Origin of the sequence: Streptomyces tropicalis (assembly GCF_029269835.1) — a bacterium.
GTDB lineage: Bacteria > Actinomycetota > Actinomycetes > Streptomycetales > Streptomycetaceae > Streptomyces > Streptomyces tropicalis.
The window spans coordinates 164,949-188,823 of the sequence record NZ_JARJBB010000002.1; the positions used below are offsets into that span (position 1 = coordinate 164,949).

Genomic DNA, 23,875 nt, shown 5'->3' on the forward strand with positions numbered 1-23,875 from the left:
GGCCCTCCAGGACGCGCGCCCCGGCCCTCCAGGACGTCACTGCCCGGCCCCGGACCCGACCGGGGGCCGGGCAGTCTGCGTGGCGGCGCCGTCACCGCATCGGGTGTCTTGACTTTCCCGGGCCGCGATATATCGTGAATGACACAGGACGCGATATGACGTGTCGTGTTCCCGTCCGGCCCTCGTCCCCGGTCCCGCGCGTGCGCACGGCCCGGTCCGTCCCAGGAGGTCAGCCCCATGTCCGAGTGGTCCGTCGGCGAGCCCAGCAAGCTCACCTTCGACGCCCCCGTGTCCGCGCTCCAGGTCCGCATCGTCAACGGCACGGTCAACGTGGTGGGCACCGACGAGGGCCCCGCGCGCCTGGAGGTGTCCGAGATCGAGGGCCCGCCCCTGATCGTCACCCAGGAGGGCGGCACCCTGACGGTGGCGTACGAGGACCTCCCCTGGAAGGGCTTCCTCAAGTGGCTCGACCACAAGGGCTGGCGGCGCAGCGCCGTGGTGTCCCTGGCCGTCCCCGCGGGCACACACGTCGAGGTCGGGGTGGTCGGTGCGGCGGCCGTGGTCTCCGGGATCGACGGCCCCGCGGAGGTGCGGGGGGTCACCGGCGACACGACCCTGGTGGCGCTCTCCGGCCCGGTCCACGCGCACACCGTCTCGGGGAGCGTGGAGGCGCAGGCCCTCCGGGGCGACCTCCGGTTCCACTCCGTCTCCGGCGACCTGACCGTGGTCGAGTGCGCCGGCTCCTCAGTGAAGGCCGACTCGGTGAGCGGGTCGATGATCGTGGACCTCGGACCGGCGGACCGCCCGACCGACGTCCGTCTCACCAACGTGTCCGGGGAGATCGCGATCCGCCTGCCCCACCCCGCGGACGCGGAGGTCGAGGCGAACACGGCGAGCGGGCGGGTGTCCAACGCCTTCGAGGACCTCCGGGTCAGCGGGCAGTGGGGCGCCAAGCGCATCACCGGCCGCCTCGGCGCGGGCAACGGCAGTCTCAGGGCCACGACGGTCTCCGGCTCCATCGCCCTGCTGCGGCGCCCGCCGTCGGAGGACGGCCGCGGCGCCCCGGCCGACGGCACGACGACCGACAAGAAGGTGCTCTGACATGCCTCCCGTCTTCGCCCACGGCCGCCTGCGGCTGTACCTGCTCAAGCTGCTCGACGAGGCACCGCGCCACGGCTACGAGGTGATCCGCCTGCTGGAGGAGCGCTTCCAGGGGCTGTACGCGCCCTCGGCCGGCACCGTCTACCCGCGACTGGCCAAGCTGGAGGCCGAGGGCCTGGTCACCCACACCACCGAGGGCGGCCGCAAGGTGTACGCGATCACCGACGCCGGCCGCGCCGAGCTGGCCGCCCGCAGCGGCGAACTGGCCGACCTGGAGCTGGAGATCCGCGAGTCGGTCGCCGAGCTGGCGGCCGAGATCCGGGCCGATGTGCGGGGCGCGGCGGGCGACCTGCGGCGTGAGATGCGGGCGGCGGCCTCCCGGGCGGGGCAGGGCGCGGGAGCGGGCGCCGCGGGCCGGGGCGGCTCCGGCGACTCCTCCGACAAGGAGGCCTGGGCGGCCGCCAAGGAGGAGATGCGCCGGGTCAAGCAGGAGTGGAAGGAGCAGGCCCGGCGTGCCAAGGACGAGAGCCGGCGGGCGCGGGACGAGGCCCAGCGCGCCCGGCGCCAGGCCAAGGAGGCCCAGGAGCAGGCCCGGGCTCAGGCGCAGGAGGAGGTGCAGCGCATCGCCCGGCGGGTCCAGGAGCAGGTGCAGGACCACTTCGCGCGGGGCGACTGGCCGTCCGGGGTGCGCGACGGCCTGACCGAACTGGCGAAGGAGTTCGGCGACTTCGGCAAGGAGTTCGGCTTCGGGCGCGGCGCGAAGGGCGCGCCCTCCGGGACCGCGCCCACCGGCGGCCCGGCCGCCGGTGCTTCCGGGTCCGGCGCAACCGGCCCCGAGTACACGCGGACCCCGGCGGACTTCCCCGCCGCGTACGAGCCGGCCTGGGCCCACGAGGCCCCCACCGGCGACCCGTCCCGCGACCTCGACCGGCTGCTCGACCGCTTCCGGGACGACATCCGCGACGCGGCCCGCGACCACGGGGTCACGTCCGACCAGCTGCGAGACGCCCGCCGTCATCTGTCGGCGGCGGCGGCCCGCATCGGAGCCGCCCTGCGCCGGCCGGAGAGCTGAGAGGGACCTGCGGGCGGCCCGCGCGGCGGGTCAGCCGGCCTGGGCCTGCCCGTCCCCGTGGAGCACACGCATCAGGGAGGCGTGGGTGACACCGTGGTCGGCGAGGACCTCTCCGGGCACTCCGGGGCGGATGCTCAGGGCGAGGAGGATGTGCTCGTCCCCGATGTGCCCGTCGCGTCGGGCCACCGCGAGTCGCAGCGCCTTCTCCAGCGTGTCCTTGGCGTCCCGGTCGAGGCCCCGGCGGCCCGCGCCCCGGCCACCCTCGCCGCCCCGGTCGCCGGAGAGCGCGCCCACCCCGTGGTCGCGCTCCACCCGGGCGACCAGGTCGGGGACGTCGATGCCCAGGCCCGCGAGGGCGTCGGTGTCGGCCCGGGACAGCCCGGCGTGCCGCCGCGTCTCGTCCAGCGCCCGCCGCACCTCCTCGCGGCGTCCGTCCAGTCCGAGAGCCGCCAGCGCGGAGGCGGCACGGCCCGCGTCCCGGTCGAGCAGCGCGAGCAGCAGGTGCCCGGCGTCGACGGAGCGCGCTCCGGTGCGCTCGGCGTGCTCGACCGCTCCCCGCACCACGGCGCGGGCGTCCCGGGTGAACCGTTCGAACATCACTGCCTCCCGTACTTCTTGTGGACGGCCTGCCTGCTGACGCCGAGTTCGGCGGCGATCTCCTGCCACGACCAGCCCTGCCGGCGTGCGCTGCGCACCTGCACCGCCTCCAGCTGCTCCAGCAGCCGGCGCAGCGCGGCGACGGCCCGCAGCCCGATCCGTGGATCGCGGTCGCCCGCGCGCTCTGCCAGATCCGTTGCGTCGGTCATGATGTCAACGTAAGTTGACACGGCCGCCCTGTCAACCTTGATTGACAGGGCGATTCGCTCCGGGCCCCTGACACGCGACGGCGGGCCCGGAGAACCGGGCCCGCCGTCGCGGAGGAAGAGGGAGGTGCGGGTCAGGAGTTGACGAGGACGATCTTGCCGAACTGGTCACCCGCGGCCAGGCGCTCGAAGCCCTCCCGGGCGCGGTCGAGCGGCAGGACCTCGTCGATGACGGGCCGCACACCGGTGGCGGCGCAGAAGGAGAGCAGGTCCTCCAGTTCGTCCTTGGTGCCCATCGTCGAGCCGACGACCTTGAGCTCCAGGAAGAAGATGCGGGTCAGCTCGGCGTGCGAGGGCCGGTCGCCGCTGGTCGCACCCGAGATCACCAGGGTGCCTCCGGGCCGCAGCGACTTCACCGAGTGCGACCAGGTGGCCGCGCCGACCGTCTCGATCACGGCGTCCACCCGCTGCGGCAGCCGGGCCCCCGGCTCCAGCGCCTCCACGGCACCGAGCTCCAGCGCCCGCTTGCGCCGGGCCTCGTCCCGGCTGGTGGCGAAGACCCGCAGTCCGGCCGCCCGGCCGAGCACGATCGCGGCCGTCGCGACCCCGCCGCCGGCGCCCTGGACGAGTACCGAGTCGCCCGGCCGCACACCGGCGTTGGTGAAGAGCATGCGGTACGCCGTGAGCCAGGCCGTGGGCAGGCAGGCGGCCTCCTCGAAGGAGAGCTCCTTCGGCTTCGGCAGGACGTTCCAGGTCGGCACGGCGACCTGCTCGGCGAAGGTGCCCTGGTAGCGCTCGGTCAGGATGGACCGGGGCTCCTTCGGGCCGACGCCGTGTCCGCTCTGGCCGATCACGGAGTGCAGGACGACCTCGTTGCCGTCCTCGTCGATCCCGGCGGCGTCGCAGCCGAGGATCATGGGCAGCTTGTCCTCGGGCAGCCCCACGCCGCGGAGCGACCAGAGGTCGTGGTGGTTCAGGGAGGCGGCCCTGACGGTGACCGTGCTCCAGCCGGGTCGGGCCTCGGGAGCCGGGCGCTCCCCCAACTCCAGACCGCTCAGCGGCCGGTCGCGGTCGATTCGGGCGGCGTAGGCAGCGAACATGACCTTGACGATAGGGGCGCACCCCCGGCGGACGGAACCACAGACCTCTGTGACACACGTCTTCTTGACCCGGGGTCCGGACCGCGGGGCCCGAAGCCCGGCGCTCCCCGGCACCCGCACACGCGAACGGCCCCGCCCTTCAGGGGCGGGGCCGTCGGTCTCGCGCCGGGCGGCGCGTCCGTGTCACGTCAGCGGCGTGCGACACCCTCCGCACGGGCGGCGGCGGCCACCGCCGCCGTCACCGCGGGGGCGACCCGCTCGTCGAACGGCGACGGGATCACGTAGTCCGCGGCGAGGTCGTCCCCGACGACCCCGGCCAGCGCCTCGGCCGCCGCGATCTTCATGCCCTCGGTGATCCGGGAGGCCCGCACCTGGAGCGCGCCGGCGAAGATCCCGGGGAAGGCCAGCACGTTGTTGATCTGGTTCGGGAAGTCCGAGCGCCCGGTGGCCACGACGGCCGCGTACTTGTGCGCGACCTCGGGGTGCACCTCGGGGTTCGGGTTGGCCATCGCGAAGACGAAGGCGCCCTCGGCCATCGACGCCACCGCCGGCTCCGCGACCGTGCCGCCGGAGACGCCGATGAAGACGTCGGCGCCGGCCAGCGCCTCCTCCAGCGAACCGGCCAGGCCCGCCTTGTTGGTGAAGGACGCCAGCTCCTGCTTGACCCGGGTCAGGTCGGTCCGGTCGGCGGAGACGATGCCCTTGCGGTCCGCGACCGCGACATCGCCGATCCCGGCCTCGACCAGCATCTTCGCGATGGCGACACCGGCCGCGCCCGCTCCGGAGATGACCGCGCGCAGGTCGCCGAGCGCCCTGCCGCTCAGTCGCGCCGCGTTGCGCAGCGCGGCCAGCGTGACGACCGCGGTGCCGTGCTGGTCGTCGTGGAAGACCGGGATGTCGAGCCGCTCCTGGAGCCGGCGCTCGACCTCGAAGCACCGCGGTGCCGAGATGTCCTCCAGGTTCACCCCGCCGAAGGACGGGGCCAGCCGGACCACGGTCTCGACGATGTCGTCGACGTCCGTGCAGTCGAGCGCGATGGGCACCGCGTCGACACCGCCGAACTGCTTGAAAAGAATCGCCTTCCCCTCCATCACCGGAAGGGAGGCTTCGGGACCGATGTCACCGAGGCCGAGCACGGCCGTGCCGTCGGTCACGACGGCGACCACGGACGACTTCCACGTGTAGTCGTGGACCAGGTCCGGCTGCTCGGCGATGGCGGTGCACACCCGCGCGACGCCGGGCGTGTACGCCAGGGACAGGTCGTCCTTGTCGCGGACGGGCACGGTGGCCTGCACGGCCATCTTGCCGCCGCGGTGCAGCGCGAATGCCGGATCGAAGGAATCGAGGGGCTCGGCCCCGGCGTCCTGGTCCGCACTGTTGTCGCTGCGAGGATTGACGATCTCCGCTGCCACTTGGTTTTACCCCTTAATTGTTCATGGTTTGAGGGTGGCCACTCCTGGTTGAGGGGTGGGCGGGACCGCGCAGGACCTGGTTTCGGGGATCGGATCGGGCACCTGCGCGTCGGGCGCGCCGCACACGCGCCCTGAGCCCCGGATGAGGGGTGTAAAGAACCTTCATACCGGACGGATGGGGCCGACGACGAGTCGGTAACGCGAAGGTCACATGACGTCGGCCCGGCACTTGGCCCAATATGGGGACAAGTCCTCGTCGATCGCTCGACAGGGGCTCAAGCGGCCCCGAAGGCGACGGGCGCGTAGGCCGCGCCGGGAGAGGCGCCGAAGGTCTTCCGGCCGGAAGGAGAGATTCCCGCAGATGATGCGGTCTTGACGGACCGGCTGCATACCGCACGGGATGCACCCGTTATCCGATTTTGACATTGCGAGCCCCCTGAACAGCGCAATCCCAATGGCAAGATGCGGTCAATAACACGAGGTCGCGACACCCGAAGGTGTGTGTTCTCGTCGACCCATCGGCAGCTCCACCCATCCGCCGGAGGAACCCACCATGACCGCACGCTCCACCCGTCGTACGACCGCCGCGCACTCCCGGACAGCCGCGGTCGGTGCGATCGCGGTCGCCGGCGCCCTGCTGCTCAGCGGCTGTGGTGACCAGACGAAGGACAAGGACACGGGCTCCGGCAGCTCGTCCAGCGCCCCCCTCGCGGACAAGCTCCCGGCGTCGGTCCGCGAGAAGGGCGTCATCCGGGTCGGCTCCGACATCGCCTATGCCCCGGTCGAGTTCAAGGACAGCTCCGGCAACGTCGTCGGCCTCGACCCGGACCTCGGCGCCGCGATGGGCAAGCAGCTCGGCGTGAAGGTCGACTTCGAGAACGGCACCTTCGACGCGCTGCTCACCGGCATCCGCTCCGGCCGCTACGACATCGCCATGTCCGCGATGACGGACAACAAGAGCCGGCAGGAGGGCATCGACCCCACCACCGGCAAGAAGGTCGGCGAGGGCGTCGACTTCGTCGACTACCTGACCGCCGGCGTGTCGATCTACACCCGCAAGGGCGACACCAAGGGCATCACCACCTGGTCCGACCTGTGCGGCAAGAAGATCGCCCTGGAGCGCGGGACCGTCTCGGAGGACCTCGCCAAGGCCGAGGCGAAGAAGTGCCCGAGCGGCAAGAAGCTCACCGTCGAGGCCTTCGACGACGACCAGCAGGCCCAGACCCGCCTGCGCTCCGGCGGCGCGGACGCGGCCTCCTCGGACTTCCCCGTCGCCGCCTACGCGGTGAAGACGTCCGGCGGCGGCAAGGACTTCCAGATCGTCGGCAAGCAGGTCGAGGCGGCTCCCTACGGCATCGCGGTCGGCAAGAACAACACGCAGCTGCGCGACGCGCTGCAGGCCGCGGTGAACGCCGTCATCAAGAGCGGCGAGTACCAGAAGATCCTCGAGAAGTGGGGCGCCCAGGACGGCGCGGTCAAGGAGTCCGCCGTCAACGGCGGCAAGTGACCGACCCCGAAAGGCCGCTGAGAGGCAATACCCGTGACTGCTGACATCGACAGGACGGCGGGGCACAAGGACACGCCCCCGGCCGGACCCCAGGCCATCAAGGCCATTCCGGTCCGCCACTACGGGCGGTACGTCTCCGCCCTCGTCGCGATCGGCCTGCTGGGCGCGATCGTCTTCGCGTTCGCCCAGGGCAAGATCAACTGGAGCGCGATCCCGCAGTACTTCTTCGACGACCGCATCCTGCAGGGCGTGGGCAAGACGCTCCTGCTGACGCTGCTGTCCATGGCCATCGGCATCGCCGGCGGCATCCTGCTGGCGGTGATGCGCCTGTCGAAGAACCCGGTGACCTCGTCCATCGCCTGGTTCTACATCTGGTTCTTCCGCGGCACGCCGGTCCTGGTGCAGCTCGTGGTCTGGTTCAACCTGGGTCTGGTCTTCGAGTACATCAACCTCGGGCCGATCTACAAGGACCAGTGGTCGGACTTCATGACCCCGTTCCTGACCGCGCTGCTCGGCCTCGGCCTGAACGAGGCCGCGTACATGGCGGAGATCTGCCGGGCCGGTCTGCTCGCCGTCGACGAGGGCCAGACCGAGGCGGCGCACGCGCTGGGCATGAGCCACGCCAGGACGCTGCGCCGCATCGTGATCCCGCAGGCGATGCGGGTGATCGTGCCGCCCACGGGCAACGAGGTCATCAACATGCTGAAGACGACCTCGCTGGTGTCCGTCGTGCAGTTCTCCGAGCTGTTCCGGGTGGCTCAGGACATCGGCCAGACCTCCGGCTCGCCGGTGGAGATGTACTTCCTGGCCGCCGCCTGGTACCTGCTCATGACGTCCGTGCTCAGCGTGGGCCAGTACTACATCGAGCGCTACTACGCCCGGGGGTCCAGCCGCAGCCTGCCGGCGACTCCGTGGCAGAAGGTCAGGGCGCACCTGACGTCCTTCTCCAGCAGGAAGGCCACGGCATGACCGAGAAGCTCACCACGTCCGGCGCCGCCGTCCGGGACGCGTCCGTGGCGATGGTCAGGGCCGAGGGCGTGCACAAGTCCTTCGGCCAGGTCGAGGTCCTCAAGGGCATCGACCTGGAGGTGAAGCCCGGCGAGGTGTTCTGCCTCATCGGCCCCTCCGGCTCCGGCAAGTCGACGTTCCTGCGATGCATCAACCACCTGGAGAAGATCAACGCCGGCCGGCTGTGGGTCGACGGCGAGCTGGTCGGCTACCGGCAGCAGGGCGACAAGCTCTACGAGCTGCGCGACCGCGAGGTCGCCATGAAGCGCCGGGACATCGGCATGGTCTTCCAGCGCTTCAACCTGTTCCCGCACATGACCGCCCTGGAGAACGTCATCGAGGCGCCGGTCCAGGTCAAGGGCGCCCAGCGGAGTGCGGCCCGGGAGCGGGCGATGCAGCTGCTGGAGCGCGTGGGCCTGGCCGACCGGGCGGGGCACTACCCCTCGCAGCTCTCGGGCGGCCAGCAGCAGCGGGTGGCGATCGCCCGGGCGCTGGCCATGGACCCCAAGCTGATGCTGTTCGACGAGCCGACCTCGGCCCTGGACCCGGAACTGGTCGGTGACGTCCTCGACGTCATGCGGGACCTGGCCGAGTCCGGCATGACGATGGTCGTCGTCACCCACGAGATGGGCTTCGCCCGCGAGGTCGGCGACAGCCTGGTCTTCATGGACGACGGGGTGGTCGTCGAGTCCGGCCACCCGCGCGAGGTGCTGACGAACCCCCAGCACGAGCGCACGCAGTCGTTCCTGTCGAAGGTCCTCTGACGGCACCGCCGAAAAGGGGCGGTACGGGTCCTCCCGTACCGCCCCTTTCGCACGGCCGCCTACTTCAGGGCCAGCAGGAGGGTGTCCGACGGGGAGCACCACACCGGGCGGGCCTCGGCGAAGCCGTGCTCGCGCAGGACGCGCGCGTGCCACGCGGCGGAGGGCATGTCGCCGTCGGCGTGCTCGCCGTAGATCTCGAAGCGGCGGGCCGTGGGGCCGGCCAGCGCCGGGTCCGCGGCGGCCAGCTGCCACCACTCGGCCCAGTCGAGGGCGCCGTTGTCCTTGGCCCGGTCCATGCGAGCGTGGCGCAGGGCGCGCTCGGCCGCGTTGATCCGGGGGGTCGACTCGTCGATCATGTGGTCCGCGTTCATGAAGACGCCGCCGTCGCGGACGAGTTCGGCGACCTGGCCGTAGAGGGCCGCGAGGGGCCCGTCGTGCAGCCAGTGCAGGGCCGTGGCGGTGAGGACCGCGTCGTAGGAGTCGTGCGGCAGCCCGGCCCGCCAGTCGGGGTCCTTCAGGTCGGCGGTGACGAGGGTGACCCGCTCGTCGCCCGCGAAGGTGCCCTCCGCGATGGCGAGCAGCGCCGGGTCGAGGTCGACGCCGGTGCTGGTGGCGCCGGGGAGGCGGGCGAGCAGCCGGGACGTGATGCTGCCGGTGCCGCAGGCCAGGTCGAGGACGCGCGGGGCGGAGCCGGCGACGGCCTCCACCATGTCCAGCATGACCCGGAAGCGGTCCTCGCGGTCGGGCATGTACCACTCCTGCTGCCGGTCCCAGCTCTCCTGCCAGGCCGCCCAGTCGGTGCCCGATGCCGTCACGTGTGTACCCGTGTCCGTCATGTCTCCCCTTCCCCAGCCCCGATGCGTAATACCCTGAAACCACGATCGGCTGTTACCCGACCGCTTCCATGACCATAGAGGGCCTCGGTAAGGACTACAAGTGGAACTGGCCTATTACTCGGATTACGCCGTCCGTCTCGTGAACAGCGAGGAGCCGGCCCGGGGCAAGGACGATCTGACCTCGGTCGACGCGATCCGCGACCTGTTCGGCGGCAACGCGTCGGCGGCCCGGCGGGCCACGGACGCCGACGTCACGCGGTTCCGCTCGGTGCGGGGGCGGCTCCGCTCGGTCTTCGAGGCCGCCGACGAGGGCGACGAGACCCTCGCGGTGGACCTGCTCAACTCGCTGCTGCTGGAGTTCCCGGTGAGCCCGCAGATCTCCGGGCACGACCACCGAGACGAGGACGACCGCCCGCTGTGGCACATGCACCTGGCGGACCACCCGTCCAACGCGACCGCGGGCTACGCGGCCATCGCGGCGATGGGGCTGGCCTTCCACCTCACCGAGTACGGCGTCGACCGGCTCGGCATGTGCCAGGCCGCACCCTGCCGCAACGCCTACCTCGACACCTCGACCAACCGGTCGCGGCGCTACTGCTCGGACCGCTGCGCGACCCGCGCCAACGTGGCGGCCTACCGTGCCCGCAAGCGCCTGGAGGCCGACCGGTCGGCCAGCACCGGCCTGGCCGCGGAGAGCGCCCAGCGCACCAGCGCCAGCGGCGAGCGCTGACCCTGCGTCCGCGGCCGGTAGCGGAACCGCACCCTGCCGAGGACCAGGTCCTCCGGAACCGCCCCGTAGTCGGTGCTGTCCCCGCCCGCGTAGGCGTTGTCCCCGAGCACCCACCAGCCGCCCTCGCGCCGCTCGGCGGCGCGCTTCACGACGAGCAGGTCCTGCTGGAACGGATGGCGCAGGACGACCACGTCACCGGGCCGGACCCGCGCACCGTACTGCACCAGCAGCTGGTCGCCGTGGTGCAGCGTCGGGACCATGGACGGCCCGGTGACCTCCGCCAGGCCGAACGGAAGCGCCACTCCCCTGCGGTCGGTCTCCTGCGACAGCTCCGGCATCACCCGGCACCTCCCCGGTTCTTCCTCCACCAGTCTCAGTCTCACCCCGGACTTTTGTCCTAAGCCCATGGGGGCACTCGCGAAAACACCTCTCGCAGGGAGTAATGTCCCACCTGAGAAGACGATCACGAGGAAGGAATGCTCCATGCTTTCCCGCCTGTTTGCCCCCAAGGTCAAGGTCAGCGCGCACTGCGACCTGCCCTGCGGTGTGTACGACCCGGCCCAGGCCCGCATCGAGGCGGAGTCGGTGAAGGCCGTTCAGGAGAAGATGGCCGGCAACGACGACCCGCACTTCCAGGCGCGCGCCACCGTCATCAAGGAGCAGCGTGCCGAGCTCGCGAAGCACCACGTCTCCGTGCTCTGGAGCGACTACTTCAAGGCTCCGCACTTCGAGAAGTACCCGGAGCTGCACCAGCTGGTGAACGACGCCCTGAAGGCGCTGTCCGCGGCCAAGGGCTCCACCGACCCGGCCACCGGCCAGAAGGCGCTGGACTACATCGCCCAGATCGACAAGATCTTCTGGGAGACCAAGAAGGCCTGATCCTCGATCACGCCTTCGGCCTGCGGCTCCACCGGGCCGCAGCGTCTCCGCCGACCGCACCCGGTCCCCGGCCCGCCGCACTGGCGGCCGTGGGGGCCGGGTGCGGTCGTTGCGGCCCGCCCTCGGGTGCGGTGCGGTGCCGCCGGACGCCGGACCGCTCCCTCGCGGCCATGGGGCCGCCCGTGCCCCGGTACGGGCGGCGGTGGGCGTGCCATGCTGGCCGCATGACGCCCGAAGACCTGGTACGGCTGCGGCGGGCCCGGGACCGGATGGACCGCGAGTACGCCGAACCGCTGGACATGACCGAGCTGGCGGGCGGTGCGCTGATGTCGCCGGGGCACTTCCAGCGCAGCTTCCGGGCCGCCTACGGGCAGACGCCCTACGGCTATCTCATGACCCGGCGCATCGAGCGGGCGAAGGCCCTGCTCCGGCGGGGCGACCTGAGCGTCACGGAGGTGTGCATGGCCGTGGGCTGCACCTCGCTGGGCTCCTTCAGCTCCCGCTTCACGGAGCTGGTCGGCGAGACCCCGAGCGCCTACCGGGCGCGGCGCCACGAGGACAGCGCGGTGATCCCGCCGTGCGTCGCCCGCACCTTCACCCGCCCGGGCCGCAAGCCCGCGCCGCGCCTGCCCTGAGGACCCGCGTCGCGCCTGCCCCGCCCGCGCGGCGCGGCCAGTGCCGTGGCCGGAGGGGTGTGCCGGGATGCTCGCGGCGTCCGGTGCCGGGGGCACCTCCCACGCCGTTCAGGCTGCGGGTGAGCATCGCACGACGGAGCGTCGCCCACGCACGGGGATGTACCCGGGTGAGGCGACGACGCAGCGAGGTGCCGTGCCGGACGCCGCGAGCCGGTGAACCTTCTCGGTCACAGCACTAGCGTGAGTGCATGGACCTCAAACTGCGCCAGTGCTTCATCGCCGTCGACGACCACGACAAGGCGCTCACCTTCTACCGCGACGTCCTGGGCCTGGAGGTCCGCAACGACGTCGGGTTCGAGGGGATGCGGTGGGTGACCGTGGGGTCGCCGCTCCAGCCCGACGTGGAGATCGTCCTGGAACCGCCGGCCGCGAACCCGGACACCTCCCCCGCCGACAAGGAGGCCATGGCCCAGCTGCTGGCCAAGGGCGTGCTGCGCGGGGTCATCTTCACCACCGCCGACTGCGACGCGCTCTTCGACCGCGTCCGCGAGCACGGCGCCGACGTCGTCCAGGAGCCCATGGACCAGCCCTACGGCGTCCGGGACTGCGCCTTCCGCGACCCCGCGGGCAACCTGCTGCGCTTCATGCAGCGCCCGGCGGACTGAGGACGGGCGGCGGTTCCCGGCCGTCAGGCGTGCGGGGGCTCCCGTGGGGCCGCCGGGCGGTCGGGCGGGGCGGGCTCGGGGGTGTCCGGGGCCGGGGCGGTCGGCTCGGGCCCGGAGGCGCACGCCGGGTTGCGGCACGGGCCGGGGCCCCAGCGCGGCACCCACGCGCCCAGGGTCTTGTACTTCCGGACGACCGACGCGACGGGCTGCCCGCAGACGGGACAGACGTGCTGCTCTGCGCTGTCCATGCCCTCAGGCTAGGACGGCCGCGGGCCGCGCGCCCGCGAGGGCGACCGGTGCCGCCGGGCGGTTTCAGTCCGGCCTGCGACCAAGCGGCGGTGCGGCGACGGCCTGCAAGACCGCGGCCGCCGAGGCCGGGAGCCGATGGCCCGTCGGCACGTGCCGGTGGTGCGGGGCGGGTGTCGTAACGGCCGGGCGCCCGCGGGCCCTGCGGGGCGGTGGCGGTGGGGCGGTTCAGCCGCGCGGCTCGCGCCACATCGGCCACATCCGCGGGCCGTCCGGCAGATCGAGGGTGTGCCCGGTGGGGGCGAAGCCCAGGCGCTCGTAGAGCGGCACGCTGCGTGCGCTGCTGGCCTCCAGATACGCGGGCAGGCGCTCGCCGTCGCAGCGGTCGAGGGCGTGCCGGACGAGGGCGGCGCCCACGCCCTCGCCCTGGCGGGCGGGGGTGACGGCGATCATCCACAGGTAGGCGTGGGCGCGGTCCGCGGGGTGCGCCTCGGCCATCAGCCGGGCGATCCGCTCCACCCGCTCGTTGTCCGGGTCCACGGTCTCGCGCAGCCGCGCGGCCTCCTTGGCCGTGCTGCCCTCGACGCCGTCCCCGCCCGTGCCGGGTTCGGACGCGGCGGGCCCGGGCGCGGCGGAGGGGTCGCCTGCCGGCACCATGAGCCACAGCGCGCATCCGGCGCCGTCCTCGGTGAGGTCGATCCGTCCCTCGGCGAGCACGGTGTCGGTGAAGGCGGCCATCAGCCGGTGGTGGGTCGCGCGGCGGTGGTCGGCCCCGGGGAAGACCCAGCTGCTGACCGGGTCGTTCTGGAAGGCCTCGTCGAGGAGCCGTACGACCAGCTCGCGGTCGCCCTCGTCCGCCGTCCGGATCGCCACGCCCATCCCACCCGTCCCCTTGGCTCAACCCGTTTCGCATGTACGGGCGTTGAGCGTAGCCGGTGCCGGCGGGGAGAAGAGGGCGGGGCCCGCACACCGTGGGGAAGTGCGGGACCCACCCGGCCGGAGCCTCCGGCCTCCGCACGGGGTCAGGTGCCGTACGGGGCCGGGGACGCCGGGTCCTCGGGCCGCCGGGCCGGGACCGGAGTCGGCCGGCGCGGCGGTGGTGGAGCGCTCTCAGCTGGTGCGTCTGGTCACGAACTCGGCCAGGGCGAGCAGTCCGCCCGCGCGAACCGGGTCCGGGACGGCCCGGGCCAGTTCGCCGACGGCCCGGCCCATCAGGTCGGCCGCCTCCGTCTGTGCCCAGTCCCGGCCGCCGGCCCGCTCCACGGCCAGCGTCGTCCGCTCCGTCTCTCCTTCCCGGTACGGCCTCGCGTACAACGTGGCCAGCTCCTCGGCCGCCGGTGTGCCCGAGGTGAGCGCGGCGACGACGGGCAGCGACTTCTTCCGGGCGGCGAGGTCGGCACCGGCCGGCTTGCCGGTGCGGCCCGGGTCGCCCCATATGCCGATGACGTCGTCGATGAGCTGGAAGGCGAGTCCCGCCTGCCGCCCGAAGGCGTCCAGCGCCTCGACGTCGTCCTCGGCCGCCCCCGCGTAGAGCCCGCCGAGGGCGCAGGCGCACCCCAGCAGCGCACCGGTCTTGGCCTCGGCCATGGCGAGCACCTCGCCGAGCGTGACCTCGCGGGGGTCGCGCCGCTCCAGGGCGGTGTCCGCCTGCTGGCCCTCGCACAGCTCCACCACACAGGCGGCGAGCCGGGCGGCGGCCGCCGGGGACGCCGGGTGCGGGTCCTGGGCGAGCACCCGCAGGGCCAGTGCCTGCAGGGCGTCCCCGGCCAGGATCGCCGCCGGGTCACCGAACACCGTCCAGGCGGTGGCGCGGTGCCGGCGGGTGGCGTCCCGGTCCATCACGTCGTCGTGCAGCAACGTGAAGTTGTGGACCAGTTCCACCGCCGCCGCGGCCCGCGCCGCGGCCGTCCGGGCCTCGGGGCCGCCGACCGCCGCGGCCGCGGTGAGGACGAGGGCCGGGCGGATCGCCTTGCCCCCGTGCTCGGCCGCCGGGGTGCCGTCCGCGTGCTCCCAGCCGAAGTGGTAGCGCGCGATCCGGCGCAGCGCGGCCGGCAGCGACGCCACCGCCGCCCGCAGCTCCGGGTCGACCACCGAACGGGCTCGGTCCAGGATCGCGGGCGCGTCGTGCCCGTCGGCGGTGTCCGCAGAGCCGCTCCGCTGTCTGCCCACGGACCACAGGGCACGCGCCTCCCCGTGCTCCTCGCCCGGCGGCCCGGCGGGCGTCGCCGCCGCTCCCCCCGCCCCCGCGGGGCGCTGTGTCGTCTCGGTCATGTACTCGGCCATCCGATCCCCCTCGGCGGGTCCGCGGACGACGGCACGGTCGCTGCCGGACCCCGGCACGTACCCCCAGGGTGTACCCGGCCCCGCGGTCGCGGACACCGCGGGCGGGCGGAAGGTGTCAGCGCCAACGGCCGACCTCGACGTTCTCCAGGACGCCGAGGGCGTCGGGGACGAGGACCGCCGCCGAGAAGTAGGCGGTGACCAGGTAGTTGATGACGGCCTGTTCGTTGATGCCCATGAACCGCACCGACAGACTCGGCTCGATCTCGTCGGGGATCCCGCTCGCACGCAGGCCGATGACGCCCTGGTCCTCCTCGCCGGTGCGCAGCGCGATGATCGAGCTCGTCCGGGCCTCGGTGACCGGGATCTTGTTGCACGGGAAGATCGGCACTCCGCGCCAGGTCGGGATGCGGTTGCCGCCCATGTCGACGGTCTCCGGTACCAGTCCGCGCTTGTTGAGCTCGCGCCCGAAGGCGGCGATCGCCCGCGGGTGGGCGAGGAACAGTTTGGTGCCGCGGCGCCGGCTCAGCAGCTCGTCCATGTCGTCCGGGCTCGGCACGCCGTCGTGGGGCTGGAGGCGCTGGTCGTACTCGCAGTTGTGGAGCAGGCCGAACTCGCGGCTGTTGATCAGCTCGTGCTCCTGGCGCTCCTTCAACGCCTCGACGGTGAGCCGGAGCTGCTGCTCCGTCTGGTTCATCGGCTGGTTGTACAGGTCGGCCACGCGGCTGTGGATGCGCAGCACGGTCTGGGCGATGCTCAGTTCGTACTCGCGGGGCCGGGCCTCGTAGTCGACGAAGGTGTGCGGGATGTCCGGCTCGCCGCTGTGGCCCGCCGCGAGCTCGACCGCCTTCTCCCCGAACTTGTTGGTGCGCTGGGAGGGGATGGAGCGCTGCTGCTGGAGATGGGCGCGCAGCGTGTCGGCGCGCTCGGCGACCTGCTCGAAGTCGTGCCGGGTCAGGATCAGCACGGTGCACGCGGTGACCGCGCGGGCCGTGTACTCCCAGATGGCGTCCGGGTCGAGCAGCGACTGCTCGCCGAAGTAGGCGCCGTCGGCGAGGAAGCCGAGGATCTGGTCGTCGCCGTAGGGGCCGGTGCCGATCTTCTCGACCCTGCCGTGCGCGAGCAGGTACACCTCGTGGGCCTGGTTGCCGAACGAGGCGATGACCTGGCCCGCGCCGATCTCGCGCTGGCGGCAGCGCTGCGCCAGCTCGGAGAGCACCTCCTCGTCCTCGAACGCGCGCAGCGCCGGCAGTTCACCGAGCTCCGCGGGGATGACCTCGACACTGTCGCCGGTCTTCACGAAGGTGATGCGTCCGTCCCCGACGGTGTAGGTCAGCCGCCGGTTCACCCGGTACGTGCCGCCCTGCACGTCGACCCAGGGCAGCATGCGCAGCAGCCAGCGCGAGCTGATCTCCTGCATCTGGGGAACGGACTTGGTGGTGGTGGCCAGGTTCCGCGCGGCGGTGGTGCCGAGACTCTGCTGGGACCGGGTCTGCTCCGCGCGGACCTCTTCGCCTACCGACATAGAGAATTGCCCTCCCTTTCGTGCCCGGCATCGACCTGCGCCGGGCATCGATCTGCGGGCAACAGCCTTTCATCACGCAGTGTGTCCGTACCATTACCCGAAAGAGCGGGAATGGATCACCCCGGACAGGGGCAGAGACGCCGTCCGGCGTGGGCGCCGTACCGGCCGGAGCGCAGGTCACGGGGGTCGGGCGCGGTGCGGCGGGGGCGTGCGCGCGGCGCCGGGACGGGGCCGGCGGGGGCCGTTCGGCGAGGGGCGCCGGGTGCCGGTTTCGGCCACCCGCGGTGACAATGGTCGGATGATCCGCTCCGCCGCGCCGGGCCCCGGCGCCCTCGCCCCCCGGCTGCCCTCGCCCGTGCAGGAGCTGTCCGACGAACGGTTCGCGCGGCACGGCGTGCGCCTCCTCCTCAAGCGCGACGACCTGATCCACCCGGAGCTGATCGGCAACAAGTGGCGCAAACTCGCGCCCAACCTGGCGGCGGCGGACGGCAGGACCGTCGTCACCTTCGGCGGGGCGTACTCCAACCACCTGCGGGCCACCGCCGCCGCGGGCCGGCTCCTCGGGCTGCCGACCGTCGGCGTGGTGCGCGGCCAGGAGCTGGCCGACCGCCCCCTCAACCCGTCCCTGGCCCGGTGCGCGGCCGACGGGATGCGCCTGCACTTCGTCGACCGCTCGACGTACCGCCGCAAGACCGAGCCGGACACCCTCGCGGCGATCCTGGGCGCCCTCGGCGAGGAGGGCGCCCACGTCGTGCCCGAGGGCGGCAGCAACGACCTGGCCGTGCGCGGCTGCCGCGCCCTCGGGGAGGAGCTGCGGGGGCGGGCCGACGTGGTCGCGGTCGCCTGCGGGACCGGGGGCACCCTGGCCGGCCTGGCCGCCGGGCTGCCCCCCGGCGCGCGGGCGCTCGGGACACCCGTCCTGAAGGGCGGCTTCCTCGGGGACGAGGTGCGTGCCCTGCAGGAGCGGGCGTTCGGCGGCCCCCGCGGCACCTGGTCGCTGGACGACCGCTTCCACTGCGGGGGCTACGCCCGCACCACCGCCGCACTGGAGGCCTTCGCGGCGGACTTCGGCGACCGCCATGGTGTCCCGGTCGAACGCCTGTACGTGGCGAAGATGCTGTTCGGGCTGGCCGTCCTCGCCGGCGAGGGCGCCTTCCCGCGCGGGACGACGCTCGCCGCGGTCGTCACGGGCCGCCCCTTCCCCGATCCCGCCTGACCCGCGGGACGCGGGACCCCGTACGGACGGCCGGCCGCACGCACCACCGGCCGGACGCACCCGACCGCCCCCGCGCGCCGCCGGCCGTGCGCACCGTGCGCGCCGCGCCCGGCGGTCGCCCGGACCCGCGGGCTCAGGCCGCCTCGCGGTAGGCCGCCGCCTCCTCCAGGTCGAGCCGCCTCAGCAGCGTCCGCAGCATCTCGTCGTCGATGTAGCGGCCGTCCCGCAGCCGGACGAAGACCTCGCGCTCGGCGTTGATCATCTCCGCGGACAGCCGCCGGTAGGTGTCGTCGACGGATTCGCCGGTGACCGGGTTGACCTGCCCGAGCCGCTCCCACACCGCGTTGCGGCGGCGCTCCAGGACCGAGCGGAGGCGGTCGGCGAGCGGCGGGGGCAGCGCGTTGCGCTCGTCGGCCAGCAGCTCCTCCAGACGCTCCTCGGCGACCCGGGACGCCTGCGCCTGGGCGTTGGCCTCGGCGAGGGTCTGGGCCTGCGCGTCCCGGCCGGGGAACCTCAGCAGCCGGATCAGCGGCGGCAGCGTCAGCCCCTGGAGCACCAGCGTCCCGATGACCGTGGTGAAGGTCAGGAACAGGACCAGGTTGCGCTGCGGGAAGGGTGCGCCGCCGTGCACGGTGAGCGGGATCGAGAAGGCGATGGCCAGCGACACCACGCCCCGCATGCCGGCCCAGGCGGTGACCATGGCCCCCTTCCACGTGGGGTTCTCCTCCCGCTCCCGGATCCGCCGGGACAGCAGCCGGGGCACGAACGCGGCGGGGTACACCCACACGAACCGGGCCGCGACGACCACCAGGAAGACGACGACCGCGTAGAGGGCGGCGTCCGTCCCCTCGTACGCGCCGAGCCCCTTGAGGACGACCTGGAGCTGGAGACCGATCAGGGCGAAGACCGCGGACTCCAGGAGGAAGGCGACCATCCTCCACACCGCGTCCTCCTGCAGCCGGGTGGCGAAGTCGACCTCCCACGCGCGGTGCCCGAGGTAGAGCGCCACCGTGACGACCGCGAGGACTCCGGAGGCGTGCAGCTGCTCGGCGACGCCGTAGGCGACGAACGGGATCAGCAGGGAGAGCGTGTTCTGCAGCAGCGGCTCCTTCAGGTGGGTGCGCAGCCAGTGGATGGGGGCCATCAGGACCAGGCCGACACCGACACCGCCGACCGCGGCCAGCAGGAACGCGCCCACGCCGCCGGCCCAGGTCGCGCCCGCGCCGACGGCCGCCGCGAGGGCGACCCGGTAGGCGGTGATGGCGGTGGCGTCGTTCAGGAGGGACTCGCCCTGGAGGATCGTCGTGATCCGGGAGGGCAGTCCGACCCGGCGGGCGACGGCGGTCGCGGCGACCGCGTCCGGCGGGGCGACGACGGCGCCCAGCACCAGCGCCGCCGTCAGCGGCATGCCCGGCACGAGCCGGTAGACGGCCCACCCGACCACGAAGGTCGCGAACAGCACGTACCCCACCGACAGCAGGGCGACCGGCCGCAGCTGTGCGCGCAGGTCCAGGTAGGAGCTGTCGAGGGCGGAGGTGTACAGCAGCGGCGGCAGCACCAGCGGGAGCACCACCTCCGGCTCCAGCGTGTAGTCCGGCACCCCGGGGACGTACGAGGCCGCCAGCCCGGCGGCGACCAGCAGCAGCGGCGCCGGCACCGGGGTGCGCCGGGCCGCCCCGGCCACCGCGGCGCTGCCCGCCACCAGCAACAGCAGCGGCATCACGTCCATCGTCCTCGCCCGCCCTCGGTTTTCCGCGCGGTCACCCGCGCGCCCGTCGTAATCTGGCAATCATGAAACAGTGCACGCACGCGGGCACGCTGCCGCATCCGGAGCCGGGGGCCCTGAGCGAGACGTGTCCGGAGTGTCTGGCGAACGGCACGCACCCGGTGCAGCTGCGGCTGTGCCTGACCTGCGGCCATGTCGGCTGCTGCGACTCCTCGCCGGGACAGCACGCGACACGGCATCACGAGGCGTCCGGCCACCCCGTGATGCGGACCTTCGAGCCGGGTGAGGAGTGGCGCTGGTGCTTCGTGGACCACGTGCTCCTGTGACCGGTTCCCGGACGGTTCGGCCCTTCGACGCCTGGGTACGTCAACCCGGCGCATGCTGTTCCCTTTTGGGGCCCGCAGACCTCTAGCCACGGAGCGTATCCGTAGTTTTACTATGAGTGACAGCAAGGGTTGGGGTCCCGGGACAGGAATGTCGAGAGCGCGGTAGCGTCACCGCTGCACCACGTATCGCGTTGACCGGGGGGCGACCCCTGGCCCTTATGAAGCTTGTACCACCTTGGAGGTGAGGGTGTCCCAGATCGCAGGCGATCCCGCGACCCAGGACTTCGTGGAAGTCCGGCTGCCGGCTGCGGGTGCCTACCTGTCGGTGCTGCGTACGGCCACGGCCGGTCTCGCCGCCCGCTTGGACTTCACCCTCGACGAGATCGAGGACCTGCGCATCGCGGTCGACGAGGCCTGCGCGATCCTGCTCCAGCAGGCCGTGCCCGGCTCGGTGCTCAGCTGCGTCTTCCGGCTCGTCGACGACTCGCTCGAGGTCACGGTCTCGGCGCCGACCACGGACGGTCACGCCCCCTCGCGCGACACCTTCGCCTGGACCGTCCTGTCCGCCCTCGCGGGCAAGGTCTCCTCGGCGGTGGACGAGGACAGGACCGTGTCCATCAGCCTCTACAAACAGCGCGGCGCGGGACCCGGGCCGGCGTGAGGAACGGGGACGGGCCGGTGCGGGACGACGAGCGCGGCACGCGGAAGCTGCCGGGCGGGGGCACGACCCCGCCCCGCGCAGGGAAGTCCCCCCGTCCGGGCGACGGCGGGGGAACGGGAGGGGCCGGCGGCCCGGGAGGCGGCGGTCCGGCCGGTCCCCGGCACCCGGCGCCCGGCGTCGACGGCATCCCCGAGCAGGCCAGGCCGCATCCGCAGGACGATCCCCCGGTGCCCGGCGTCCCGGGCGAGGAGCCGCAGGACCCGGGCGAGGTCGCGCCGGGTGCGTCTCCACCGGCGCGGAGCGGGGTCTCCCCGGGAGGATCCGAGGCGCGGGCTCGGGGAAGGGCGACGGGCGGGACGATGAGCGAGCACGAGCGGAACTCCGAGGACGGTGCGCAGAGCGCGCCCGGTGCGCACGGCACGCCGCACGGCGCCCAGGACCGCAGCGGAGCACGCGCGCTGTTCGTCGAGCTGCGTGCGCTGAAGGAGGGCAGCCCGCAGTACGCGGAGCTGCGCAACCGGCTGGTCCGCATGCACCTGCCGCTCGTGGAGCACCTCGCGCGCCGCTTCCGCAACCGCGGGGAGCCGCTGGACGACCTCACCCAGGTCGCCACCATCGGGCTGATCAAGTCGGTCGACCGCTTCGACCCGGACCGCGGCGTGGAGTTCTCCACGTACGCGACCCCGACGGTCGTCGGCGAGATCAAGCGGCACTTCCGCGACAAGGGCTGGGCGGTCCGCGTGCCGCGCCGGCTGCAGGAGCTGCGGCTCGCGCTCACCACGGCGACGGCCGAGCTGTCCCAGCTGCACGGCCGCTCCCCCACGGTGCACGAGCTGGCGGAGAAGCTGGCGATCTCCGAGGAGGAGGTCCTGGAGGGGCTGGAGTCGGCGAACGCGTACTCCACGCTCTCGCTGGACGTGCCGGACACCGACGACGAGTCCCCTGCGGTGGCGGACACCCTCGGCGCCGAGGACTTGGCGCTGGAGGGCGTGGAGTACCGCGAGTCGCTGAAGCCGCTGCTGGAGGACCTGCCGCCGCGCGAGAAGCGCATCCTGCTGCTGCGCTTCTTCGGCAACATGACCCAGTCGCAGATCGCGCAGGAGGTCGGCATCTCGCAGATGCACGTCTCGCGCCTGCTGGCCCGCACGCTGGCCCAGCTGCGGGAGAAGCTGCTGGTGGAGGAGTAGGCCCCGGCACCTGCCGCGGGCGCGCCCCGTCCTACCTCTTGTCCTCCTGGGCCCGGCCCGGGCCCTTGATCCCGAGGGCCCGTGTCGTCGCCGGGTGGACCAGCAGCACCAGCGAGGCCACCGCCACGACGGCGAGCGCGATGCCGGCCGGGATGGCCACGCTGTCGGCCTGGAGCAGGCTGTAGGCCACGGGCAGTGCGATGACCTGCGTGATGACCGCCGGTCCCCGGCTCCAGCTGCGGCGGGCCATCAGCCCGCGGGCCGCTAGGAGCGGCAGCAGGGCGAGCACGAGGACCGTGACGCCGCCGGCGACGGCCTGCTGCCGGTCTCCCCCGTCGGCTCCGGCGCCGAGGACGAGCATCCAGATCCCGGCGACGACGAGCGCGAGCCCTTCCAGCGCGGAGAGCGCGGCCGCAGCGGTCAGCCGCCGCGGGCGCGGTCCGGCAGGGTCCGCGGCGTCGTCCGTGGTGCGGGGGGCGGGGGTCTGCTCACTGCTCACCTCTGAAGAGTAGCCCGGGGCCCCGTCCGCCCGTGTCCGGGCTCACGCCCTCCGCCCCTTCCCGTCTTACCCGTCTTACCGGATCCCTACCTCGCTCTGGGCCCGGTACCACCCAGTAGGTACGCTGCCCTTCATGCGTGCACTTCTCGTGGCCAACCCGGCGGCAACCACCACAAGCGCACGTACGCGCGATGTCCTGATCCACGCGCTCGCCAGCGAGATGAAGCTGGAGACGGTCACCACCGAGTACCGCGGCCACGCGCGCGACCTGGGCCGGCAGGCCGCGGACAGCGACGACATCGACCTGGTCGTGGCCCTCGGCGGCGACGGCACGGTCAACGAGGTGGTGAACGGGCTGCTGCACCGCGGACCCGACCTCGAGCGGCTGCCCCGCCTCGCCGTGGTCCCCGGCGGCTCCACCAACGTCTTCGCCCGCGCCCTGGGCCTGCCGAACGACGCCGTGGAGGCCACCGGCGCCCTGCTGGACGCGCTGGCCGCCGGCCGGGAGCGGACCGTCGGGCTGGGGCTCGCGGCCGGAACCCCGGGGACGGAGGACGCGGCGGTCCCGGAGCGCTGGTTCACCTTCACCGCCGGGCTCGGTTTCGACGCGGGCGTGGTCGGGCGGGTGGAGCAGCAGCGCGAGCGCGGCCGGAGGTCGACGCACGCCCTCTACGTCCGGCAGGTCGTCCGCCAGTTCCTCGGCGGGCCCAGCCGCCGGCACGGGGCGGTGACGCTGGAGCGGCCCGGTGAGGATCCGGTCACGGACCTGGTGGTGGCCATAGTCTCGAACACCTCGCCCTGGACGTATCTCGGCAACCGTCCGATGTACACCTCGCCCGGCGCCTCGTTCGACACGGGGCTCGACGTACTCGGTCTCAGCCGTCTGTCCATCGCCGCGGCCGCCCGGTATGGCACCCAGTTGCTCACTTCGTCCCCAGAGCGGGGACCGCACGGCAGGCATGCGGTCTCACTGCACGACCTCGACGGCTTCACCTTGCATTCGAAGGTGCCGCTGCCCCTGCAGATGGACGGCGACCACCTGGGGCTCCGGACGAGCGTGACGTTCACAGGCGTACGCCGTGCACTGCGTGTGATTGTGTGAGTGGAAGAGGCCAAAGTCCTTTCACTCGAACGTTTAGGCCAGGGTCCACCCCATGGAAGTACGGCTGTGACCTAGTCGACACCGAGGAATCAAAAAAAACTTTCTTGAAGGGGTTGTATCCGCCGCCGAGGTTTGCGAGTCTCTACGTGGCGATCGGGACGGGCCACCACACAGGGCCCCGGAGATCGCCGGAACCCCTCTTCAATCCACAGGACCACGCCAGGGAAGCCTGACGGTCGGCCCTTCACTTGTTGAGGGATTCGTGAAAGCGTTCACATTCACAAGCAACCCGCATGTCATACCAAGGAGAGGTAGCAGCCATGGACTGGCGTCACAACGCCGTTTGCCGCGAGGAAGACCCCGAGCTCTTCTTCCCCATCGGCAACACCGGTCCTGCGCTGCTGCAGATCGAGGAAGCCAAGGCCGTCTGCCGTCGCTGCCCGGTTATGGAGCAGTGCCTGCAGTGGGCGCTCGAGTCCGGTCAGGACTCCGGCGTCTGGGGTGGTCTCAGCGAGGACGAGCGTCGTGCGATGAAGCGCCGCGCCGCCCGCAACCGGGCCCGTCAGGCCTCCGCCTGACCCAGTCCGCCCCACGG

The 23,875-nt window shown here is 72.8% G+C and carries 27 protein-coding genes; 15 read left to right on the plus strand and 12 right to left on the minus strand.

The genetic code is table 11. From position 1 onward, the window contains the following. Positions 1-237 precede the first annotated feature (237 nt). Positions 238-1,101 (plus strand): DUF4097 family beta strand repeat-containing protein, encoded by an 864-nt coding sequence (locus tag P3H78_RS04685; protein ID WP_276107476.1) that lies wholly within the window; start codon positions 238-240, stop codon positions 1,099-1,101. Position 1,102: 1 nt separating this feature from the next. Next, positions 1,103-2,173, plus strand: a complete 1,071-nt coding sequence (locus P3H78_RS04690) for a PadR family transcriptional regulator (protein WP_276107477.1) — start codon at positions 1,103-1,105, stop codon at positions 2,171-2,173. A gap of 30 nt (positions 2,174-2,203) precedes the next feature. Here the strand turns inward: P3H78_RS04690 and P3H78_RS04695 are convergent, their stop codons facing one another. From P3H78_RS04695 to P3H78_RS04710, 4 genes are all read right to left on the minus strand, one after another. Next, a complete protein-coding gene (locus P3H78_RS04695) occupies positions 2,204-2,770 on the minus strand; it encodes a Clp protease N-terminal domain-containing protein (RefSeq protein WP_276107478.1) in 567 nt (188 codons plus the stop codon). Further along, on the minus strand, positions 2,770-2,979 hold the full coding sequence (locus P3H78_RS04700) for a helix-turn-helix domain-containing protein (protein ID WP_276107479.1): 210 nt from the start codon (positions 2,977-2,979) through the stop codon (positions 2,770-2,772). The genes P3H78_RS04695 and P3H78_RS04700 overlap by 1 nt, the downstream gene beginning before the upstream one ends. A 131-nt stretch (positions 2,980-3,110) precedes the next feature. Further along, positions 3,111-4,076, minus strand: coding sequence for a zinc-binding dehydrogenase (locus P3H78_RS04705; protein WP_276107480.1), 966 nt, complete (start codon positions 4,074-4,076; stop codon positions 3,111-3,113). A gap of 188 nt (positions 4,077-4,264) precedes the next feature. Further along, the gene (locus P3H78_RS04710; protein WP_276107481.1) at positions 4,265-5,488 is read right to left on the minus strand and encodes an NAD(P)-dependent malic enzyme; all 1,224 of its coding nucleotides are present in this window, start codon (positions 5,486-5,488) and stop codon (positions 4,265-4,267) included. 553 nt (positions 5,489-6,041) lie between these two features. Between P3H78_RS04710 and P3H78_RS04715 the strand changes: the two genes are divergently transcribed. From P3H78_RS04715 to P3H78_RS04725, 3 genes are read left to right on the plus strand one after another with little or no spacing between them, the layout of a single operon-like run. Further along, positions 6,042-6,995 (plus strand): ABC transporter substrate-binding protein, encoded by a 954-nt coding sequence (locus P3H78_RS04715; RefSeq protein WP_276107482.1) that lies wholly within the window; start codon positions 6,042-6,044, stop codon positions 6,993-6,995. Positions 6,996-7,028: 33 nt separating this feature from the next. Beyond that, the gene (locus P3H78_RS04720; protein ID WP_276107483.1) at positions 7,029-7,964 is read left to right on the plus strand and encodes an amino acid ABC transporter permease; all 936 of its coding nucleotides are present in this window, start codon (positions 7,029-7,031) and stop codon (positions 7,962-7,964) included. 50 nt (positions 7,965-8,014) lie between these two features. Further along, positions 8,015-8,767, plus strand: coding sequence for an amino acid ABC transporter ATP-binding protein (locus P3H78_RS04725; protein ID WP_276107845.1), 753 nt, complete (start codon positions 8,015-8,017; stop codon positions 8,765-8,767). 59 nt (positions 8,768-8,826) lie between these two features. Here P3H78_RS04725 and P3H78_RS04730 read toward each other — a convergent pair whose 3' ends face one another. Then, the gene (locus P3H78_RS04730) at positions 8,827-9,603 is read right to left on the minus strand and encodes a class I SAM-dependent methyltransferase (protein WP_276107484.1); all 777 of its coding nucleotides are present in this window, start codon (positions 9,601-9,603) and stop codon (positions 8,827-8,829) included. 100 nt (positions 9,604-9,703) lie between these two features. On the opposite strand from P3H78_RS04730, the gene P3H78_RS04735 reads away from it, so the two are divergent. Next, on the plus strand, positions 9,704-10,333 hold the full coding sequence (locus P3H78_RS04735; protein ID WP_276107485.1) for a CGNR zinc finger domain-containing protein: 630 nt from the start codon (positions 9,704-9,706) through the stop codon (positions 10,331-10,333). Here the strand turns inward: P3H78_RS04735 and sodX are convergent. Further along, positions 10,237-10,671 (minus strand): nickel-type superoxide dismutase maturation protease, encoded by a 435-nt coding sequence (sodX, locus tag P3H78_RS04740; RefSeq protein ID WP_276107486.1) that lies wholly within the window; start codon positions 10,669-10,671, stop codon positions 10,237-10,239. The two genes, P3H78_RS04735 and sodX, sit on opposite strands and share 97 nt — an antisense overlap. 145 nt (positions 10,672-10,816) lie before the next feature. Here sodX and sodN point away from each other — a divergent pair, with 145 nt between their 5' ends. The 3 genes from sodN to P3H78_RS04755 all read left to right on the plus strand — a co-directional run bounded on the left by sodN (position 10,817) and on the right by P3H78_RS04755 (position 12,512). After that, positions 10,817-11,212, plus strand: a complete 396-nt coding sequence (sodN, locus tag P3H78_RS04745) for a superoxide dismutase, Ni (protein WP_276107487.1) — start codon at positions 10,817-10,819, stop codon at positions 11,210-11,212. A 224-nt stretch (positions 11,213-11,436) separates the two neighbouring features. Then, a complete protein-coding gene (locus P3H78_RS04750; RefSeq protein WP_276107488.1) occupies positions 11,437-11,847 on the plus strand; it encodes a helix-turn-helix transcriptional regulator in 411 nt (136 codons plus the stop codon). A 248-nt stretch (positions 11,848-12,095) separates the two neighbouring features. Continuing rightward, positions 12,096-12,512 carry a VOC family protein gene (locus P3H78_RS04755; protein ID WP_276107489.1) on the plus strand — a complete coding sequence of 139 codons (417 nt, stop codon included), beginning with the start codon at positions 12,096-12,098 and terminating at the stop codon, positions 12,510-12,512. A gap of 23 nt (positions 12,513-12,535) precedes the next feature. Here P3H78_RS04755 and P3H78_RS04760 read toward each other — a convergent pair whose 3' ends face one another. The 4 genes from P3H78_RS04760 to P3H78_RS04775 all read right to left on the minus strand — a co-directional run bounded on the left by P3H78_RS04760 (position 12,536) and on the right by P3H78_RS04775 (position 16,563). Beyond that, entirely contained in the window at positions 12,536-12,760 is a 225-nt protein-coding gene (locus P3H78_RS04760; protein WP_276107490.1) for a hypothetical protein, read from the minus strand. A 226-nt stretch (positions 12,761-12,986) separates the two neighbouring features. Further along, positions 12,987-13,637, minus strand: a complete 651-nt coding sequence (locus P3H78_RS04765) for a GNAT family N-acetyltransferase (protein ID WP_276107491.1) — start codon at positions 13,635-13,637, stop codon at positions 12,987-12,989. A gap of 231 nt (positions 13,638-13,868) precedes the next feature. After that, entirely contained in the window at positions 13,869-15,041 is a 1,173-nt protein-coding gene (locus P3H78_RS04770) for a family 2 encapsulin nanocompartment cargo protein polyprenyl transferase (RefSeq protein ID WP_276107492.1), read from the minus strand. Between the two features lie 115 nt (positions 15,042-15,156). Next, complete coding sequence (locus tag P3H78_RS04775; RefSeq protein ID WP_276107493.1) at positions 15,157-16,563, minus strand: family 2B encapsulin nanocompartment shell protein; 1,407 nt, start codon at positions 16,561-16,563, stop codon at positions 15,157-15,159. A gap of 298 nt (positions 16,564-16,861) precedes the next feature. On the opposite strand from P3H78_RS04775, the gene P3H78_RS04780 reads away from it, so the two are divergent. Then, positions 16,862-17,779: a 1-aminocyclopropane-1-carboxylate deaminase/D-cysteine desulfhydrase gene (locus P3H78_RS04780; protein WP_276107494.1), complete on the plus strand. Its 918-nt coding sequence runs from the start codon at positions 16,862-16,864 to the stop codon at positions 17,777-17,779. 133 nt (positions 17,780-17,912) lie between these two features. On the opposite strand, the gene P3H78_RS04785 is transcribed toward P3H78_RS04780, so the two are convergent. Further along, positions 17,913-19,508: a Na+/H+ antiporter gene (locus P3H78_RS04785; protein WP_276107495.1), complete on the minus strand. Its 1,596-nt coding sequence runs from the start codon at positions 19,506-19,508 to the stop codon at positions 17,913-17,915. 62 nt (positions 19,509-19,570) lie between these two features. Here P3H78_RS04785 and P3H78_RS04790 point away from each other — a divergent pair, with 62 nt between their 5' ends. The 3 genes from P3H78_RS04790 (at position 19,571) to P3H78_RS04800 (ending at position 21,679) form a co-directional block, all read left to right on the plus strand. Beyond that, positions 19,571-19,831, plus strand: coding sequence for a UBP-type zinc finger domain-containing protein (locus P3H78_RS04790; protein ID WP_276107496.1), 261 nt, complete (start codon positions 19,571-19,573; stop codon positions 19,829-19,831). Between the two features lie 247 nt (positions 19,832-20,078). Next, positions 20,079-20,492, plus strand: coding sequence for an ATP-binding protein (locus P3H78_RS04795; protein WP_276107497.1), 414 nt, complete (start codon positions 20,079-20,081; stop codon positions 20,490-20,492). A 17-nt stretch (positions 20,493-20,509) separates the two neighbouring features. Beyond that, positions 20,510-21,679 (plus strand): RNA polymerase sigma factor SigF, encoded by a 1,170-nt coding sequence (locus tag P3H78_RS04800; protein ID WP_276107846.1) that lies wholly within the window; start codon positions 20,510-20,512, stop codon positions 21,677-21,679. Between the two features lie 31 nt (positions 21,680-21,710). Here the strand turns inward: P3H78_RS04800 and P3H78_RS04805 are convergent, their stop codons facing one another. Next, positions 21,711-22,178 (minus strand): hypothetical protein, encoded by a 468-nt coding sequence (locus P3H78_RS04805; RefSeq protein ID WP_276107498.1) that lies wholly within the window; start codon positions 22,176-22,178, stop codon positions 21,711-21,713. A gap of 133 nt (positions 22,179-22,311) precedes the next feature. On the opposite strand from P3H78_RS04805, the gene P3H78_RS04810 reads away from it, so the two are divergent. Together P3H78_RS04810 and P3H78_RS04815 are read left to right on the plus strand one after the other, a co-directional pair. Continuing rightward, positions 22,312-23,280, plus strand: coding sequence for a diacylglycerol/lipid kinase family protein (locus tag P3H78_RS04810; protein WP_276107499.1), 969 nt, complete (start codon positions 22,312-22,314; stop codon positions 23,278-23,280). Between the two features lie 320 nt (positions 23,281-23,600). After that, complete coding sequence (locus tag P3H78_RS04815) at positions 23,601-23,858, plus strand: WhiB family transcriptional regulator (RefSeq protein ID WP_016639615.1); 258 nt, start codon at positions 23,601-23,603, stop codon at positions 23,856-23,858. Positions 23,859-23,875 lie beyond the last annotated feature (17 nt).